At 68.8% G+C, this 17,375-nt stretch carries 13 protein-coding genes, 2 tRNA genes and 1 rRNA gene; 6 read left to right on the top strand and 10 right to left on the bottom strand.

Annotated elements, in window-relative coordinates:
* Nucleotides 1–126, bottom strand: a 16S ribosomal RNA gene (locus tag MHZ35_RS03825); the annotation flags it as partial.
* A gap of 434 nt (nt 127–560) precedes the next feature.
* On the opposite strand from MHZ35_RS03825, the gene MHZ35_RS03820 reads away from it, so the two are divergent.
* Nucleotides 561–2,036: a lipopolysaccharide biosynthesis protein gene (locus tag MHZ35_RS03820; protein ID WP_239434452.1), complete on the top strand. Its 1,476-nt coding sequence runs from the start codon at nt 561–563 to the stop codon at nt 2,034–2,036.
* A gap of 9 nt (nt 2,037–2,045) precedes the next feature.
* Here the strand turns inward: MHZ35_RS03820 and MHZ35_RS03815 are convergent, their stop codons facing one another.
* Entirely contained in the window at nt 2,046–2,471 is a 426-nt protein-coding gene (locus MHZ35_RS03815) for a CBS domain-containing protein (protein WP_239434451.1), read from the bottom strand.
* A 71-nt stretch (nt 2,472–2,542) separates the two neighbouring features.
* Between MHZ35_RS03815 and MHZ35_RS03810 the strand changes: the two genes are divergently transcribed.
* Nucleotides 2,543–2,863, top strand: a complete 321-nt coding sequence (locus MHZ35_RS03810; protein WP_239434450.1) for a hypothetical protein — start codon at nt 2,543–2,545, stop codon at nt 2,861–2,863.
* A 59-nt stretch (nt 2,864–2,922) separates the two neighbouring features.
* On the opposite strand, the gene MHZ35_RS03805 is transcribed toward MHZ35_RS03810, so the two are convergent.
* The 7 genes from MHZ35_RS03805 to MHZ35_RS03775 form a co-directional block, all read right to left on the bottom strand.
* Complete coding sequence (locus tag MHZ35_RS03805) at nt 2,923–3,696, bottom strand: DUF4167 domain-containing protein (protein ID WP_239434449.1); 774 nt, start codon at nt 3,694–3,696, stop codon at nt 2,923–2,925.
* A gap of 244 nt (nt 3,697–3,940) precedes the next feature.
* A complete protein-coding gene (prmC, locus tag MHZ35_RS03800) occupies nt 3,941–4,762 on the bottom strand; it encodes a peptide chain release factor N(5)-glutamine methyltransferase (protein WP_239434448.1) in 822 nt (273 codons plus the stop codon).
* Entirely contained in the window at nt 4,759–5,835 is a 1,077-nt protein-coding gene (prfA, locus tag MHZ35_RS03795; protein WP_132883295.1) for a peptide chain release factor 1, read from the bottom strand. The genes prmC and prfA overlap by 4 nt, the downstream gene beginning before the upstream one ends.
* Nucleotides 5,832–7,058: a histidine--tRNA ligase gene (gene hisS, locus MHZ35_RS03790; protein ID WP_239434447.1), complete on the bottom strand. Its 1,227-nt coding sequence runs from the start codon at nt 7,056–7,058 to the stop codon at nt 5,832–5,834. The genes prfA and hisS overlap by 4 nt, the downstream gene beginning before the upstream one ends.
* Before the next feature lie 80 nt (nt 7,059–7,138).
* Nucleotides 7,139–7,212: transfer RNA gene (locus MHZ35_RS03785), tRNA-Gly, on the bottom strand.
* Between the two features lie 267 nt (nt 7,213–7,479).
* The gene (locus MHZ35_RS03780; RefSeq protein ID WP_274615639.1) at nt 7,480–7,800 is read right to left on the bottom strand and encodes a YnfA family protein; all 321 of its coding nucleotides are present in this window, start codon (nt 7,798–7,800) and stop codon (nt 7,480–7,482) included.
* 49 nt (nt 7,801–7,849) lie between these two features.
* Nucleotides 7,850–7,935, bottom strand: a tRNA-Tyr gene (locus MHZ35_RS03775).
* A 132-nt stretch (nt 7,936–8,067) separates the two neighbouring features.
* On the opposite strand from MHZ35_RS03775, the gene MHZ35_RS03770 reads away from it, so the two are divergent.
* From MHZ35_RS03770 to MHZ35_RS03755, 4 genes are all read left to right on the top strand, one after another.
* Complete coding sequence (locus MHZ35_RS03770) at nt 8,068–9,687, top strand: M20/M25/M40 family metallo-hydrolase (RefSeq protein WP_239434445.1); 1,620 nt, start codon at nt 8,068–8,070, stop codon at nt 9,685–9,687.
* A 2-nt stretch (nt 9,688–9,689) separates the two neighbouring features.
* A complete protein-coding gene (rlmB, locus tag MHZ35_RS03765; protein WP_125959292.1) occupies nt 9,690–10,439 on the top strand; it encodes a 23S rRNA (guanosine(2251)-2'-O)-methyltransferase RlmB in 750 nt (249 codons plus the stop codon).
* Between the two features lie 73 nt (nt 10,440–10,512).
* Nucleotides 10,513–12,273: a gamma-glutamyltransferase gene (ggt, locus tag MHZ35_RS03760; RefSeq protein WP_239434444.1), complete on the top strand. Its 1,761-nt coding sequence runs from the start codon at nt 10,513–10,515 to the stop codon at nt 12,271–12,273.
* 48 nt (nt 12,274–12,321) lie between these two features.
* Nucleotides 12,322–14,112 (top strand): AMP-dependent synthetase/ligase, encoded by a 1,791-nt coding sequence (locus MHZ35_RS03755; protein WP_239434443.1) that lies wholly within the window; start codon nt 12,322–12,324, stop codon nt 14,110–14,112.
* Nucleotides 14,113–14,335: 223 nt separating this feature from the next.
* Here MHZ35_RS03755 and MHZ35_RS03750 read toward each other — a convergent pair whose 3' ends face one another.
* Nucleotides 14,336–17,242, bottom strand: a complete 2,907-nt coding sequence (locus tag MHZ35_RS03750) for a M16 family metallopeptidase (protein ID WP_239434442.1) — start codon at nt 17,240–17,242, stop codon at nt 14,336–14,338.
* Between the last annotated feature and the right edge of the window lie 133 nt (nt 17,243–17,375).

The raw sequence follows: 17,375 nt of genomic DNA, 5'->3' as shown, positions 1-17,375 counted from the left end.
TTCCCAAGGGCAGATTCCCACGCGTTACGCACCCGTGCGCCACTAGACCCGAAGGTCTCGTTCGACTTGCATGTGTTAGGCATGCCGCCAGCGTTCGTTCTGAGCCAGGATCAAACTCTCAAGTTTGATGTTCCACCCAATCCCCGCGGAATAACGAGGATCAAGCAGCTCACTTCAAGGAGCCAATTCCTGCACATCACATATACTGTGGATATGTAATAGGACATATGAACTGGCTTAAGCTTTAACCGACCACACCACGCCTTGAAAACGTGGCAGACCGGAGCCGCCGCCCACATGTCCCTTCATCTTAACCAACAATGTCAAAGAACAAAACGCCGGCGCTCCAGCAAACCCCTCTTTCAAGAGGCGCTCAGCACCAGGTTTTTTGCGACCCCAGCAAGCGCTCCGTTCGGTGCGCCGCTGCGGTGAACGGGTCTTTAGAGGCATCACCCAAACCCGTCAAACCCATTTTTCAAAAATGTGACGGAGAGGGTGAGAATCCGCGGATTTCTGCGGTTTTTGTGGCGCGCGGCTCCGGCTCGGCATAGGCCGGAGCCATGGATGCGCCCCTTCAGGAGACGAATCGCCCCGCCGAATCGCTGCGGCAACAGGTCCGGTCAGCGATTCTGTGGCGCTCCGGCACGCAGATCGTCGGCCAGCTGATCGCATGGGCGTCCACCTTCCTGGTGATCCGGATCCTGAGCCCGCAGGATTACGGCCTGTTCGCCATGACCCAGGTCGTGCTGGTCGTGCTCAACATGCTGAACGGCTACGGCCTTGCGAGCGCGCTGATCCAGAAGCCGGAGGTCGACGATCGCGCGATCCGGCAGCTGTTCGGGATGCTGCTTGTGCTGAACGGGGCACTCGCGATCCTCCAGATCGCGGCGGCACCGCTGGCGGCCGCCTATTTCCGGCACCCCCAGGTCGCCGAGCTGCTGCGCGTGCAGGCGCTGCTGTATCTCGCCACCCCCTTCATCGCCTTTCCCTATGCGCTGCTGAGCCGGGCCATGGATTTCCGGCGCCAGGCGGCGGTGAACCTGCTCTCGGCCGTGCTCGGTGCGCTTGCAGCGCTCGGCGGTGCACTCGGGGGCCTGGGCGTTTGGACCCTGGTGCTGGCGCCGATGGTGCTGTTCGGCACGCGCGCCATCGGCATGATGGTGACGGCGCGCGCATGGGTACGCCCGAGCTTCGACTTTCGAGGCGCCGGGGGGATCGCGCGCTATGGGGGCCTGATGGCGACGAGTCAGCTGTTCTGGGTCATCCAGAGCCAGGCCGACGTCTTTGTTGCCGGCCGCCACCTGGATGCCCATGCGCTCGGCATCTACACGACGAGCCTGTTCCTGGCGCAGATCCTGGTCGCGAAGTTCGTGCCGCCGATCAACGACGTCGCCTTTTCCGCCTATGCCCGCATCCAGCACGACCGCAGCTCGGTCGCCGCCGCGTTCCTGATGGGCGTGCGCATGGTGCTGCTGCTGGCGATGCCCTTCTACCTCGGCCTCGCGGTGGTGGCCGAGCCGCTGGTGTCGGTGGTTCTAGGCGAGAAGTGGCTGGAGACCGGCCCCGTCGTGGGCCTGCTCGCGCTCGCCATGCCGTTCCTGACCCTGCAGATCCTGTTCGCGCCGGCGTGCGATGCCTGTGGGCGGCCCGGGATCAGCGCCGGCAATGGTGCGATCGGGGCGATCCTGCTGCCGATCGCCTTCCTTGTCGGCGTGCGCCATGGCGTCCTGGGTCTCGCCACCGCGTGGCTCGTTACCGCGCCCCTGTACCTCGCGCTTTGTGCGTGGCGCACGCTGCCGGTAATCGGGGTGCGCGCAGGGGCACTCGCCGCGGCCGTCTCCCAGCCCTTGCTGGGGAGCGTCGGCATGGCGCTCGCCGTGCTGCTGATCGACCACCTGCTGCCGCCGCTCGCACCCTTGCCGCGAGTGGCCATCCTGGTTCCGGCCGGAGCGCTGGTCTACGCGGGCTGGATGCTGACCTTCGGACGCGGGCTGCTGGCCGAGGCGCTGGCGCTGGTCCGGTCGCGGCGCGCCTGACGCCGTCGGTCAGCTGCCGATATAGGCGCGCATCGCCTGCGCCTCGGCCTCGATGCGCTCGATCCGGTGCTTCACCAGGTCGCCGATCGAGACGATGCCGACGAGACGCCCCGATTCGACCACGGGAAGATGGCGGATGCGCCGGTGCGTCATCAACGACAGGGCCGCGAGCACGGGCTCCTGCGGGGAAACGGTGACGGCGGGCGCGGTCATGGCCGCGGTCACCGGACGATCGAGCGTGACCGCCCCGCCGTGGTGCAGGCAGCCGATCACGTCGCGTTCCGAAAAGACGCCGAGGATCGAGTCTCCCTCGACCACCGGCACCGCGCCGATCCGTCGCTCGGCGAGGAGGTGGACGGCGTCGCCGACCGTCCTCCCGGCGTCGATCGAGACCACGTCATGGCCCTTGCCGCTCAGGATCACCGCGATGGTCATCGCACCCTCCTCTGCCGCCGCGTGCATCGACGGGGGTTGAGCATCCCATGTTTGGATGGGATTGCAAGACGATGCTGCACGATGACCGCGATCCGCTGGACGATCCGACCTATGCGCACTTCGCCTGGGGCAGGTTTCGGCGGCTGCTGAAGTGGATGGCCGCCGTTGCGGCACTTGCCGCGGGCGTCGCAGTCGCGTTGCTGTGGCACCTCGTCGGTCCGCTGCCGATCCACATGGCGATCGCGACGGCGCTCGGTGTCGGCTTGTCGGTGTTGATGGCGGCGGTGCTGATGGGGCTGATCTTCCTGAGCTCGGGCACGGGCCACGATGCTGCAGTCGACCGGTTCGCACGCAAGGACCGCCTCGAGGCCGACTCTCCCGACACGGAATAACAAAAGGGCCGGCACCGCTGGTGCGGTACCGGCCCCTTGTTTCGTGCGTGCGCTCGGGCTCAGGCGGCCGGCGGCATCACCTCGTCGTCGGCGCGGACGCGACGGCGGCGGCGCGGACGCTCCTCGCCCTCGCCTTCCACAGCACCGAGCGCCGGCGGCAGCCGGTCCGCATCGATCCCATGGGCCTCGGCCGCAGCCTCTGCCGGCTGCTCGGCGTCACGACGACGGGCGCGCGGGCGAGCACGGGGCGCGCGCGCCTCCGCTTCCACCGGCTGCACGTCGACGTCGTTGGCGGCTTCGGCAGGAACCAGCTGCAGCTGCTCAACCGGAGCGCCATCCACCTCGGTCTGCGTTACCGACGGACGCTCGCCGCGCGGGCCACGCTCGGGCCGCGGACGCGCCTCCCGCTGGGGCCGATCCTCCCGCTGGGCTCGGTCTTCGCGGCGAGGACGTTCGTCGCGCTGGCCCCGCTCCTCGCGCTGCGGGCGGTCGTTGCCGCCGTTCTCGCCCTCGAACTCGAACTCCTCGCCCTCGTCATCGGAGGCGAAGTCGCCGCGCTGGCGCTGGTTCTCTTCGACCCGAGCGCGATTGTCGTTGAGCACGCGGAAATAGTGATCGGCGAACTGGAAATAATATTCCGAGTTCACCCGATCGCCCTGCATCTGCGCGTCGCGGGCCAGGTTCTTGTACTTTTCCAGCAGCTGCGCGGCATTGCCGCGTGCACGACTGTCGATACGATTGCCGTTATCGGAACGGCCGGGGCTGCCACCCCCGCCTTGAGGACGCTGCCCACCACGGCCGCGACGGCGGCCGGCTTGCCGGTTGTTTATCAACGTGTGTGTGTCCCGTTCAAAACTGTCCGTCGATCCTGTCGATCCCGGATGCTGCCTGTCGCGGAGGCGCGCTCTTGCGCGACCCCGTCTGCCATGGCCACCGGACCGCAGTGGCGCGCATGACGCTGGAGGGGGCAGTGCCCCGAACTCACCTGTGACTGGTCGAAGGTGGCTTGCCCCGCCCCGGTCTTAGCGGGTGCCTGGGCGATCTCCAAGGGGAAATATGGGGGTGCCGACGCCGGAATCAACCGGCGATGATCGCGCGAGGACGCCCGCCCAGATCCGGTGCGACGCGGGTTGAGAGCCCCTGGGCGCGGAGCAGCGCCGACACGGGTTCGGCCTGGGTGAAGCCGATCTCCACCACCGCCACGCCACCGGGCGCGAGCAACCGCGCAAGCTGCGGCGCGAGCAGGCGATAGGCGTCCAGCCCGTCGGCGCCGGCGAACAACGCCCCGGCCGGCTCATGGCCCACCACCTCCTGCGGCAGGCGCTCCTCCGTGCCGATATAGGGCGGGTTGGTGAGCACCAGGTCGAAGCGCGCGTCCAACGCCGCCGCCCAGTCACCCAGCATGAAGCGCGCCCGCCCGCCCATGCCGAGACGCCGGGCATTGCGGCGGGCATAGTCCAGGGCGCCGATTGACCGATCCACCCCGAGCCCATGCGCATCCGGCCATTGGTCCAGCGCAGCGAGCAGCAGCGTGCCGGGTCCGGTACCCAGGTCGAGCACGGTCGCCGGGGCGCGGTCCGCGCAGTGCGCCACCGCCGCCTCGATCAGCGTCTCGCTATCGGCGCGCGGGACCAAAGCGCCCGGCCCCACCTCCAGATCGATCGTCCAGAAGGCGCGGCTGCCGGTCAGATAGGCGACTGGGGTATGTGCCAACCGCGCCTCGACGAGCGCGGAAAAGCCAGCCGGTACCGGATCGGCCAAGCGCCCGAGCAGCAGCCCGTTGCGCTCGACGCTCATCGCATGCGCCATCAGCAGTTCGGCATCGAGCCGCGGCGTGTCCGAGACGGCGGCGATCCGCTGTGCCGCCTCCCGGACCGCCTCGGCGGCGGTGAGCGTCACGCGGCGTCGAGCGTCGCCAGCCGCTCCGCCTCGTCCTCGGCGATCAGTGCGCCGATCAGCTCGTCCATCTCGCCCTCCAGGATTTCGGGAAGGCGATGGAGCGTCAGGTTGATGCGGTGGTCGGTCACCCGCCCCTGCGGGAAGTTGTAGGTGCGGATCCGCTCGGAGCGGTCGCCCGAGCCGACCATCGCCTTGCGCGTACCCGAGCGTTCGGAGGCGAGCCGCTCGCGCTCCGCTTCGTAGAGCCGGGTGCGCAGGACCTTGAGCGCCTTGGCCTTGTTCTTGTGCTGCGACTTCTCGTCCTGCTGGATCACGACCAGCCCAGTCGGCAAGTGCGTGATGCGGACGGCGGAGTCGGTGGTGTTGACCGACTGGCCGCCCGGCCCGGACGAGCGATAAACGTCGATCCGCAGGTCCTTGTCGTCGATCTGGACGTCGACTTCCTCGGCCTCCGGCAGCACCGCGACGGTCGCGGCGGAGGTGTGGATGCGCCCGCCGCTCTCGGTCACCGGAACGCGCTGGACGCGGTGGACGCCGCTTTCGAACTTCAGCCGCGCGAACACGCCCTGGCCGGTGACCGAGGCGACGACCTCCTTGAACCCGCCCGCGTCGGAGGCGCTGGCCGAGATCATCTCGACCCGCCAGCCGCGGCTGTCGGCATAGCGCTGGTACATGCGGAACAGGTCGCCCGCGAACAGCGCCGCCTCGTCCCCGCCGGTACCGGCGCGGATTTCGAGCATCGCCGGGCGCTCGTCGGCCGCGTCACGCGGCAGCAGCGCCAGCGCCAGCGCGTGCTCGGCCGCCGCCAGCCGCTCGCGGTTCTCGTGGAGTTCCTCGGCGGCCATGCGACGCAGTTCCTCGTCGCCGTCCTGGCTCATGTCCTCCAGCGATTCGGCCTCGGCCCGCAGTCGCCGCACCGCGCCGGCGGCCTCGGCCACCGGCTCCAGCTCGGCATATTCCTTCGACACCGCCACGAAGCGGTCGCCCGGCAGCTCGCCGGTCGCCATCAGCGCCTGCAACTCGTCGCGCCGCGCCTCGATCTGGGCGATGCGATCGGGAGAGATGGCGGTCATGCCTGGCGCAGCACCTGCTCGGCACGCGGCTCTCCCCGCAACGTGCGGAAGGCGGTGGCCGACGCGTCACCCTCGAAGCGCAGCGATACCGTCTCGGCCGGCTCCAGCTTGAGCGCCTTGTCATAGCGCTTGCGCGGCGATCCGGTGGCGACGAGGTCGGCGACCAGCCCCGCCTTGCGCAGCCGCGCGACGGTGGTGACGCCGTCGGCAAGCGCGCGCTCGTCCTCCACGACCACGGCGACGTCGAGCTGGGGCGCGGGGGCGCCGTCCAGCAACATCGCCAGCCGTTCGATGCCGGCCGCCCAGCCGACGCCCGGCGTCTCGGGGCCGCCGAGCGAGCCGATCAGCCCGTCGTAGCGGCCGCCCGCGAGGACGGTGCCCTGGGCGCCGAGCCGGTCGGTGACGAACTCGAACGCGGTGTGGCGGTAATAGTCGAGCCCGCGCACCAGCCGGTCGTTCCGGGTCCACGCCACGCCGGCGGCATCCAGCCCTGCGGTGACGGCAGCAAAGAAGTCGCGCGCTTGCGGTGTCAGATAGTCGTCGATCCCCGGCGCGGCGTCCGCAACCGGGCGGTCGCGCGGGTCCTTGGAGTCCAGAATGCGCAGCGGGTTCTTGTCGAGGCGGGCGAGGCTGTCCTCGCTCAGCACGTCGCGGTGCGCCTCGAAATGCGCGACCAGCGCGGCGCGCCACGCATCGCGGGTGTCCGCATCGCCGAGCGTGTTGAGCTGCAGCGTCACGCCATCGGCGATGCCGAGTTCGTGGAGCAGCTGGTCGGCGAAGGCGAGCAGCTCGACGTCGGCGCCGGGCTCGGCGGCGCCGATGATCTCGGCGTCGATCTGGTGGAACTGGCGATAGCGCCCCTTCTGTGGCCGCTCGTAGCGGAACACCGGGCCGTGGGTCGCGATCTTTAGCGGGGCATATTGCTGCCAGCCGTCGGTCAGGTACGCGCGGGCGATGCCGGCGGTGAACTCCGGGCGGAGCGTCAGCGAATCGCCGCCGCGGTCCTCGAAGCTGTACATCTCCTTGGAGACGACATCGGTGGTCTCGCCCAGCGAGCGTGCGAAGACGGCGGTCGATTCGAACACCGGCAGCTCGACGCGGCTGAAGCAATAAAGCCGGCGGGTGCGCTCGAACGCGTCGACCACGCGGCCGAAGCGGCGCTGGTCTTCGCCGAAGATGTCCTGGGTGCCGCGAATGGGGCGGGGCGTTTCGATGCGGGCCATGGCGGCGCTCTCTAGGGCTGGTCCGCAGCTCCGGCAATCGCGCAGCGAGGACGCCGTGGCGGGCGGAGGCGGAAAGAAGGTGGAGCGGGTAACGGGAATCGAACCCGTGTATTCAGCTTGGAAGGCTGCTGCACTACCATTGTGCTATACCCGCCCGATGCGCCGGAGGTAGCCGCGCGAAGCGGCGGACGCAAGAGGTGGGCAAGCGGCTCAGCCGGCGCAGGGCAGAATGCCGCCTCTCCACCCACCCCGTTTGTCTCGAGTAGGGATCGAGCTTGTCGAGAGCCCGTATCGAGAGAGCCACAACAACCGGCTTCTCGATACGCCGTCTCGACAAGCTCGACGGCTACTCGAAGCGAACGGGGAGTTAAATGAGGATCGGGGTGGACGGGAGAAAGCCGAAGAGGATCGAATACGCCCCTCACCGCGGCCCGAGCAGGATCGCCAGGCACCCCGCGAGACACAGCCCCCCGCCGATCAGGTCGAAGCGGTCCGGCCGCAGCCCCTCGACCAGCCACATCCAGCCGAGCGAACTCGCCACATAGATGCCGCCATAGGCCGCATAGGCGCGCGCCGCCGCCGGCGTGTCGGCAAAGGTGAGGAGCCAGGCGAAGCCGGCAAGCGCGACCAGTCCGGGGATGAGCCACAAGGGCGATGCGCCGAGCCGCGCCCATTTCCAGAACGCGAAGCATCCGCCGATCTCAAGCATGGCTGCGGCGATGAAGATCAGGGGGGTCGGCAGCGCAGGTGTCCCTTTTTCCGGGAGAACCGATCCGCCGCGCCGGGGCGGATGGTGGAAGGGGCTGGATTCGAACCAGCGTACACTTGCGTGGGCAGATTTACAGTCTGCTGCCTTTAACCACTCGGCCACCCTTCCACGGGGCCGCTTCGCTGAAGCGAGGTGGCCCATTGCCGTCCGACGCGCACGCTGTCAACGGCTTGCGCGCCTTTCCCGGGCCGCATAGCGTCGTTTGTGACACTTTTCTCTCCCTCGCATGAACGGAACCCGATGCGCGCGCTCAGCCTTGCCCTGCTTGCCACCGTTGCCGCCACGCCTCTTGCCGCCCCGCTCGCCGCCCAGTCGGTCGATCGGGACGCCGTCACCCGGATCATCGACGAGGGCACCAACCAGTCGGAAGTGATGCCGATCGCGCAGCACCTGACCGACGTGATCGGCCCGCGCCTCACCAACTCGCCCGGCATGCGCCAGGCAGAGGAATGGACCCAGTCGAAGTTCCGCGAATGGGGCCTAAAGAACGTCCACAAGGAAGGGTTTGAGTTCGGCCGCGGCTGGTCGATCGTCAGCTCGAGCGTACGCATGGTGACCCCGCGCCCGATCCAGCTGACCGCGATCCCGATCGCGTGGACCCCCGGCACCAACGGCACCGTCACCGCGCCGGTCATCGTGGCGCCGATGTCCAAGGAAGCGGACTTTGCACGCTATCGCGGGCAGCTGGCGGGCAAGATCGTGATGGTGACCCAGCCGGACACCGGCTCGGAGCCGGACCGCCCCGCCTTCCGTCGGCTCAGCCAGCAGGAGCTCGCCGACCAGGACTTCTTCGAAGCACCGGTCAATGATCCGGAGGCGGCGGACCGCCGGCTCAAGCGGCTCGACTTCTCGCTCAAGCTCGACGCGTTCCTGAAGAGCGAGGGCGCGGTGGCGATGGCGACCATGTCCAGCCGCGACGGCATGCTGCTGCACGGCAGCGGCTATCTGTTCGGACGCGATCAGACCCCGGCGACGCCCGGGATCGAGATCGCGGCCGAGGATTATCGCCGCCTCGCCCGCCTTGCCCGCGTCGGCCAGGCACCGACGCTGGAAGTGACCAGCAACGTCCGCTTCGACGACAGCGACGTGCAGGCCTACAACATCCTCGCCGACATCCCGGGCACCGACCCCAAAGCCGGCTATGTGATGGCCGGTGCCCATCTCGACAGCTGGGCCGCAGGCGATGGCGCTTCCGACAACGCTGCGGGCTCCGCCGTGGTGATGGAGGCCGCGCGCATCCTTTCGCAGATGGGGGTGCGCCCGAAGCGCACGATCCGCTTCGCGCTGTGGAACGGCGAGGAACAGGGGCTGCTCGGCTCGCTCGCCTATATCGAGCAGCACATCGCCACGCGCGCGCCGGCCGCCACCGGGCCGACGACCGGCCTCGCCCGTTTCTATGGCTGGACCTCGCGCTGGCCGATCACGAAGAAGCCGGGCTACGACCAGCTCGCCGCCTATTTCAACCTCGACAACGGCTCGGGCAAGATCCGCGGCATCTATGCCGAGAACAACCAGGCCGCGGTGCCGATCTTCCGCGAATGGTTCGCGCCGTTCCAGGCGATGGGCGCCGGCACCGTCGCGATGCGCCGCACGTCGAGCACCGACCATTATTTCTTCCAGTCGATCGGACTGCAGGGCTTCCAGTTCATCCAGGACCCGCTGGACTATGGCAGCCGCATCCACCACACCAATGCCGATACCTTCGACCATATGAAGGGCGAGGACCTGCGTCAGGCATCGATCATCATGGCCTCCTTCCTCCTCAATGCCGCCAACGCGGACAAGCCGCTGCCGAAGCCGCCGCTGCCCCGCCAGCCAAAGGTCACCGACCCGTACGCCTGGCCGAAGGCGGAGGACTGAGCATGGCACGTCGTGGTCATCGCCCGAGCCAGGGCTCTCCGCAGCGTCCCCGTTTCTGGGGCCGCCATGCGGTACTCGCCGCACTCGCCAACCCCGAGCGCACGGTGCGCAAGCTGTGGGGCACGCACGAGGCGTTGTCGCAGCTCGACCTCCCGTCGACGCTGACCGTCACCTATGCCGAGGCGGCCGACCTCGGCCGGCTGGTTCCGAACGACGCCCCGCACCAGGGCATGGTGGCAGAGGTCGATCCGCTGGAGGACATCTGGCTGGGCGACCTGCTGGAGCGTGGCCGTTCCGACACCCGCCCGCTGCTCGTGCTCGATCAGGTCACCGACCCGCACAATGTCGGCGCGATCCTGCGCTCGGCAGCCGCGTTCGACGCGCTCGGCATCGTGACGCAGGACCGGCATGCCCCGCCGGAGTCCGGCACCGTCGCCCGCACCGCGTCCGGCGCGCTGGAGATCGTCCCCTGGGTGCGCGTGGTGAACCTCGCCCGTGCGCTCGAGGAAATCGCCGAAGCCGGCTATTGGCGCATCGGCCTTACGGGCAACACCGACCTCACGCTCGACCAGGCGATGGGCTCGGACAAGGTCGCGCTGGTGCTGGGTGCCGAGGGCGAGGGCATGCGCCAGAACACCGCGGCGCATTGCGACGTGCTCGCGCGGTTGCCGATCAGCGACCAGATCGAAAGCCTGAACGTCTCCAACGCAGCGGCCATTGCGCTCTACGCGGCGGCGACACGGCGCGGCTGAGGACGGAGGGGCACGGCTTCGGCCGTGTCCCCTCGCCTTTGCACCCGGGACAATCGCGGCTACTCCTGCAGGCATGAAGCGTTTCCTCAGCTGTGCAGCATTGCTGCTCGCCGTACCCGTCGTTGCGAGTGCCCAGGTCGCCCGTCCCGCCCACCCCGCCAAGCAGGCGGCGCAAGGCATGGTCAGCGCTTCGGACCCGCGCGCCGCGGCGGCGGGCGTCGAGATGCTGCGCGCTGGCGGCAGCGCCACCGATGCCGCGATCGCGACCCTGCTCGCGCTCAACGTGGTGGAGCCGCAGAATTCCGGCATCGGCGGCGGCGGCTTCTGGGTCGGGCATGATGCCAGGACCGGCAAGCTCCTGACCATCGACGGGCGCGAGACGGCTCCCGCGGCGGCCGATCCGCACTGGTTCTACGCGCCCGACGGCAATCCGCTGAGCCATTCCGCAGCCGTGCCCGGCGGGCGTAGCGTCGGAGTGCCGGGCAACCTGCGCGAATGGGCGATGGCGCATGCCCGCGCCGGCAAGCTCCCCTGGGCGAAGCTGTTCGAACCGGCGATCCGCCTCGCCCGCGACGGCTTTCGTGTCACCCAGCGCCTCAACACCGGGATCGACCGCTTCGGCAGCCACATCGACGCGTGGGCGCGGACAAAATATCTGACGCCGGACGGCAAAGCGCTGCCGGTCGGCACGCTGCTCAAGAACCCCGAACAGGCCGCCTTGTTCGAACGCCTGGCACGGCTGGGCCCGGACAGCTTCTATGTGGGGCCGGACGCGCAGAAGCTCGTCACCACCGTCAACACCGCCGCACGCAACCCGTCGAAGATGACCGCGGGCGATCTCGCCAGCTACGATGCCAAGGAGCGCGCGCCGGTGTGCGGCAGCTACCGCGCCTATCGCATCTGCGGCATGGGTCCGCCCTCGTCCGGCGGCGTCGCGGTGCTGATGATCCTGAAGCAGCTCGAACGCTTCGACATGGCGAAGCTGGGCAAGCACTCGCCGGTCGCCTGGCATCTGATGGCCGAGAGCCAGCGCCTCGCCTATGCCGACCGGGACATGTACCTGGCCGACCCGGACCATGTGACGGTGCCGGTCAAGGGGCTGCTCGACCGTACGTACATCGCCGCGCGCTCGGCCCTGATTTCGCCCGACCGGACGATGGCGAGCGTCGCGCCCGGCACGCCCGCCGGCGCTCCTGCCCGCATCCGGGTCCAGCAGAGCGAAGTGCCGGGGACGACCCATGTCTCGGCAACCGACGCGCACGGCAACGCGGTGTCGGTCACGTCGACGGTGGAGGGCTATTTCGGCTCGGGCCTGTCGGTGAACGGCACCATGCTCAACAACGAGCTGACCGACTTCGACATCGTGCCGGAAAAGAACGGTCACCTGGTCGCCAACAGGGTCGAAGGCGGCAAGCGGCCGCGCAGTTCGATGTCGCCGACCATCGTCTACGGCCCGGACGGCAAGGTCCGGCTGGTGATCGGTGCGGCGGGCGGGTCCACCATCATCGCCCAGGTCGCCAAGGCGGTGATCGCGGTGATCGACTGGCGGATGACGGCGCAGGACGCGATCGGCCTGGGGCTGATCTATGCACCCGGGAGGATTGCGACTCTCGAACAGGGTACCCAACTCGACGCCATGGCACCGGCACTCGAGGCGCTGGGAGAGCCGGTGAAGATCGCGCCCATGGGCCTGAAAGCAAATGCGGTGGAGCGCGTACACGGTCGCTGGGTCGGCGGCGCCGATCCGCGCAGCGAGGGTGTCGCCATGCGGCAGGACGGCACCGTCGTCGAAATCAAGCGGGTCGGCGGCTTCGGCACCCGTCCCCCGGAATAACAACAGGCAAGTCCCCGGCGCACGGATGCCGGGGCGGCAGGAGAGGCCATGCGTACCCTCGAGCACTTCCCGAATCTCGTCACGATGTTCTTTGCGCGTGCGCGCGAGAAGGGCGACAAGCCGTTCCTGTGGCACAAGGCCGGGGGCGAATGGCAGCCGACCAGCTGGGCGGAGGCCGCCCGCCAGGTCGCCAGCCTCGCCGCAGGCCTGAAGGCGCTCGGCCTCAAGCGCGGCGACCGGGTGATGCTGGTGTCGGAGAACCGCCCCGAATGGTGCATCTCCGACCTTGCCATCATGGCCGCGGGCTGCATCACGGTGCCGACCTATGTCACCAACACCCAGCGCGACCACCAGCACATCATGGAGAATTCGGGCGCCTGCGCCGCGATCGTCTCCACCGCCAAGCTCGCGCGCGAGCTGATCCCGGCCGCCCTTCACGCATCCACCCCGCAGAAGATCATCGGGATCGAGGACGTTCGCCTGGTCCAGCCCGGCAGCATCGAATTCCACAGCTGGCATCAGCTGATCGCCGATCATCCCGCCAGCGCCGACGCGGCCGCGGGCGAGGCAAGCTTCCAGCGCGAGGACCTCGCCTGCATCATCTACACCAGCGGCACCGGGGGCGCGCCGCGTGGGGTGATGCAGCACCACGGCGCCATCCTCCACAACGTGGCCGGCTGCTCGGCGGTCATCGCCGAGGATTTCGGCTGGGACGACGAGGTGTTCCTGTCGTTCCTGCCGCTGAGCCACGCCTATGAGCACACCGGCGGCCAGCATTTCGCGATCGGCCTGGGCGGGCAGATCTATTATGCCGAGGGCCTCGACAAGCTCGCCGCCAATATCGAGGAGGTGCGCCCGACGATCATGTTCGTCGTGCCGCGGCTGTTCGAAGTGCTGCGCACCCGGATCACCAAGGCGGTCGCGAAACAGGGCGGCATGGCCGCCTATCTGCTCGGCAAGGCGATCGAACTCGGCAACAAGGAGAGCGAGGGGCGCCTGCGCCTGACCGACCGGCCGGCGCAGCTGGCGGTGCGGACCTTGTTCCGGCCCAAGATCGCCAAGCGCTTCGGCGGCCGGATGAAGGCGATGGTCTCGGGCGGCGCGCCGCTCAATCCTGAGGTGGGGCTGTTCTTCCAGGCGCTGGGGGTCACCTTCCTCCAGGGCTATGGCCAGACCGAGGCCGCGCCGGTGATCTCGTGCAACCGCCCGTCGGCAGGCGTCCGCATGGACAGCGTCGGCCCGCCGCTCGCCAACACCGAAGTGCGCATCGCCGAGGACGGCGAAATCCTGGTCCGTGGCGAGCTGGTGATGCACGGCTACTGGCGCAACGAGGTCGAGACGGCGCGCGTCCTGAAAGACGGATGGCTGCACACCGGCGACATCGGCCTGATCGACGAGGCGGGGCGGATCAAGATCACCGACCGCAAGAAGGACATCATCGTCAACGACAAGGGCGAGAACGTCGCCCCGCAGAAGGTGGAGGGGATGCTCACCCTCCAGCCCGAGATCTCCCAGGCGATGATCGCGGGCGATCGCCGCCCCTATATGGTCGCGGTGATCGTGCCCGATCCGGAGTGGACGCAGGAATGGTGCGCGGCCAACCGCGCGGTCTGCGATTTCAAGCGGCTGGCGGAGGACAGCGGCTATCGCGCAGCGTTGAGCGCAGCCGTGGACCGGGTGAACCAGGACCTGACCGTGACCGAACGCATCCGCCGCTTCATCCTGGCGGACCGGCCGTTCACCATCGAGAACGAGCAGCTCACCCCCAGCCTGAAAATCCGCCGCCACATCCTGCGCCAGGTCTATGGCGAGCGGCTGGACGCGCTCTACAAGGGGTAAGCCGGCGCCTGCAAAGGCGACGCAGAACTATCGGCGTCGAGTCTGACAACCCTGGGCTCCTGCCTGCGCAGGAGCACGGAAGTGGGTGAGGCACTGCCGGGTCGCTGCGTCAGCTGGAGGCACCCGGGGGTCATCCCCGTACCGCGCTCCTGCGCAGGCAGGAGCCCAGGGCCACAAGCGCGTCGCTCGTTAACCCGGGCCCTCGCTGCGCCGGACCTACGACTCAGTTCGCCTTCTTCTCCGGCACGACCACCAGCGACCAGTCCTTCTCCGGGCGGAGATATTTCACCGCCAGCGCCTGGATGTCGGCAGAGGTCGTCGTGCCGATGTCCGAGGCGATGGTGTTGATCGCGTCGATCCGCTTGGGGTCGAGCGTGCCGCCCGCGGTCTGCTGCATCCAGAACATGTTGCCGCTCGACACGCGCGCAATGAACTGCAGCACCGGCGCCTGCGCACGCCGCAGTTCGTCCTCGGTGATCGGGTTCGCCACCAGGTCCGCCGCGATCCCGCGCGCCAGCTGGAAGAAGAAGTCCGTCTTGTCGGGCGGCACCGCGCCGATCGCCAGGATCTTGCCGCCGCTCGGCAGGCCCACGGGCCAGTCGGTGGAGACGTTGGGCGTATAGCTCACCCCCGCCTCCGACCGCAGCTTGTCGAGCAACCGGTCCCGGAAAATGGCGGCGAGCAGTTCCAGCTTGCGGCTTTCCGTCAGCCCCGCGCTGCCACCGCCGGTCGGCCAGGCGATCACCGCCGCCGCCTGGTTGGGCTGGCCGGTATGGGTGCGCACGACGGGCGTCGCCACATGGTCCGGGAATCGCACGTTGACGTTGCCCACCGGCGCCGCCGGTCGCGGCTTCAGCGCGCCGAAGGTGCTGGCCACCGCCGCGATCGTGGCGTCGGCCGTGGTGTCGCCATAGACCTGCACCTCGATCGGGCCACTGGCGAGCAGCGGCTCCCAGAAGGCGCGGAACCGAGCGGCATCCAGCCCCTCGATGTCCTTGCGATCGGGCGAGGCCCAGCGCGTGTCGCCGGCGTGGAGCAGGCCTTCCAGGTCGCGCTGGAGCACGCCCACCGGCGACGAGGACTGGCTCTCATAGCTCGCCAGCATCACCGCACGCGCACGCGCCACCGGCTTGGGATCCCAGCCGGGTGCGGCAAGCTTGGTGGCGATCAGCCGGAGCTGGTCGTTGAGGTCGGCCGCCGTTGTAATGCCGCCCAGCACGAAGGCATCTTCCTGCATGCCGAAGGACAGGCCGATCTGGCGGTCGCCGGTCAGCTGGTCGAGCTCTTCCTGCCCGAACTTGCCGACGCCGCTCGCCACCAGCGCCAGATCGCCGGCAAAGGCGGGCGTCTGCTTGTTCGAAGGAAGCGCGCTCAGCCCGCGGCCGAAGCGGACCTGGACATAGACCTTGCCGGTTTCCGAGTTGTTCGGGAACATCAGCAGGTTGACGCCATTGGCGAAGCTCACCTTCTCGATCTGCGGATCGGTGAGCACCACGCTGCGGCCGGTGACCTTGCCGGGCGCGCCGAGCTTGGGAAGCTCGTCGAACTTCACAGTGCGCTGGGGCCCGCGCTTCTCGGCGGCTGCCGTCACATCCGCCTGGATCGCTGCTGCCAGCTTGTTGGCTGCGGACGGGTCCGGCGTCGGCGTGTTGACGAGCGCGCGGGTCTCGACGCCCTCGAAGACCTTGCGGGTCGCCGCCTGCACCTTGGCGGGGGTGAAGAACTTGCCGGCGACGGCACCGTCGAAGATGCGCAGCGACATCTCGGGTCCCGCGACCGTCTCGCGGATGTCGACCGCCTCTACCAGATTGTCGGCAAGCTTGGCGCCCGCATCGACGCGCGAGGTCGCGACGGCATTTTCCATCGCTGCGCGGATCTCTCCCACCTCGCGGTCGATTTCCTGCTGCGAAGGCGGGTTGCGCAGGGCACTGGCGACGGTGGCGCGTACGTCGCGCACGGCCGCCTCCCAGTCGTTCCCCACCGGCATGATCGAGATCGCCGTGATGTTGGCCGAACGCGACACGTCTTCCAGGTCGGCACCCGCGCTGATGTAGCTGGCGCCCGCCCGCGCCCGGCTCTCCAGGCGGCGGTTGATGATGCGGATGGCGATCTGGTCGACCATGCGCTCCTGGTTGAAGACGATGGTATCGTTGCCGACGGTCCAGGGCCGCACCGTCGCCATCTGCACCAGGGTCGGCAACGCCGGTTCGTTCACGACGGCGCTCAGCGGCCCACCGGCCTTGGGCTTGCCGAGGTCGGGGTTCTGGGGGGCCGGTCCCTTCCCCTTCCAGCCGGAGAAATGCTTCACCACCGCCGCCTCGAGCAGTTTGGGATCGGCGTCTCCTGCGATCACCACCACTGCCCGGTCGGGCCGGTACCAGCGATCATGAAAGGCGCTCACCATGTCGGCCGTCGCCGCCTGCAGCGTCTCGACGTTGCCGATGGGCGAACGATCGGCGAGCGGCTGGCCGGCAAAGAACAGCGCGCGCGTCGCGTCGCCCAGCCGCAGCTGCGGGCCCGGCTGCTCGCGCTGCTCGGCAAGCACCACCGGGCGCTCGGCATTGAGTGAGGCCGGGGTGATCGTGGGCTCCGCCATCATGCCCGCCAGGATCTTCATGCTCTCGTCCAGGCCTGCCTGGGTGGCACCGGGCAGGTCGAGCTTGTAGACCGTCTGGGTGAAGCTGGTCGCGGCATTGGTGTCCGAGCCGAACGTCACGCCCAGCCGCTGCCACACGCGCTTCGACTCGCCATCGGGCACATGCATCGAGCCGCGGAACGAGAGATGCTCCAAGAGGTGCGCGAACCCGCGCTCCTGCTCCGTTTCCATCAGCGAGCCCGCGTCGATCGCGACGCGGATGGCGATCTGCCCCGGCGGCACGCCGTTGTGGCGGACGGCGTAGCGCAGGCCGTTCGGCAACACCCCATAGGTCCAGGACCGGTCGGGCGGGATGTCGCTGCCCTTGAACAGCCAGGGGGTGTCCGGCCCCTGGGCCACCGGCTGCAACGGCGGCAGCTGCCGGCTCTGCTGCTGCGGTGCGGGCGGGGGCGCCGTCTGGGCGACGAGCGGCGTGGTGGCGATCAGGGCCAGAAGCGGCAGCGCGATCCGGCGTACGCGTACAGGGAATGCCATGCGCCAAGCGTAGCGGGCTTTTCCCGGCACCGCCAGCGCGGGCGACCAAGTGTTCGGAATCGCCGGGAAACTGGCGGACACGATCTTCCACGCGACCGCCACCTTTTCGCCTTTTCTGCAGCGCAGCGTTGCA

The sequence above is a fragment of the Sphingomonas sp. ACRSK genome (assembly GCF_022346685.1).
Classification (GTDB): domain Bacteria; phylum Pseudomonadota; class Alphaproteobacteria; order Sphingomonadales; family Sphingomonadaceae; genus Sphingomonas; species Sphingomonas molluscorum.
Note: the sequence above shows the minus strand (reverse complement) of the source record. Positions and strands in the feature narration are given on the sequence as shown.

Coding starts and splice junctions, on each gene's coding strand:
- MHZ35_RS03770 (WP_239434445.1), top strand. CDS start 8,068: ATGCGCGCGCTCAGCCTTGCCCTGCTTGCCACCGTTGCCGCCACGCCT.
- hisS (WP_239434447.1), bottom strand. CDS start 7,058: ATGGCCCGCATCGAAACGCCCCGCCCCATTCGCGGCACCCAGGACATC.
- prfA (WP_132883295.1), bottom strand. CDS start 5,835: ATGACCGCCATCTCTCCCGATCGCATCGCCCAGATCGAGGCGCGGCGC.
- MHZ35_RS03750 (WP_239434442.1), bottom strand. CDS start 17,242: ATGGCATTCCCTGTACGCGTACGCCGGATCGCGCTGCCGCTTCTGGCC.
- MHZ35_RS03755 (WP_239434443.1), top strand. CDS start 12,322: ATGCGTACCCTCGAGCACTTCCCGAATCTCGTCACGATGTTCTTTGCG.
- ggt (WP_239434444.1), top strand. CDS start 10,513: ATGAAGCGTTTCCTCAGCTGTGCAGCATTGCTGCTCGCCGTACCCGTC.
- MHZ35_RS03820 (WP_239434452.1), top strand. CDS start 561: ATGGATGCGCCCCTTCAGGAGACGAATCGCCCCGCCGAATCGCTGCGG.
- rlmB (WP_125959292.1), top strand. CDS start 9,690: ATGGCACGTCGTGGTCATCGCCCGAGCCAGGGCTCTCCGCAGCGTCCC.
- MHZ35_RS03815 (WP_239434451.1), bottom strand. CDS start 2,471: ATGACCATCGCGGTGATCCTGAGCGGCAAGGGCCATGACGTGGTCTCG.
- MHZ35_RS03810 (WP_239434450.1), top strand. CDS start 2,543: ATGCTGCACGATGACCGCGATCCGCTGGACGATCCGACCTATGCGCAC.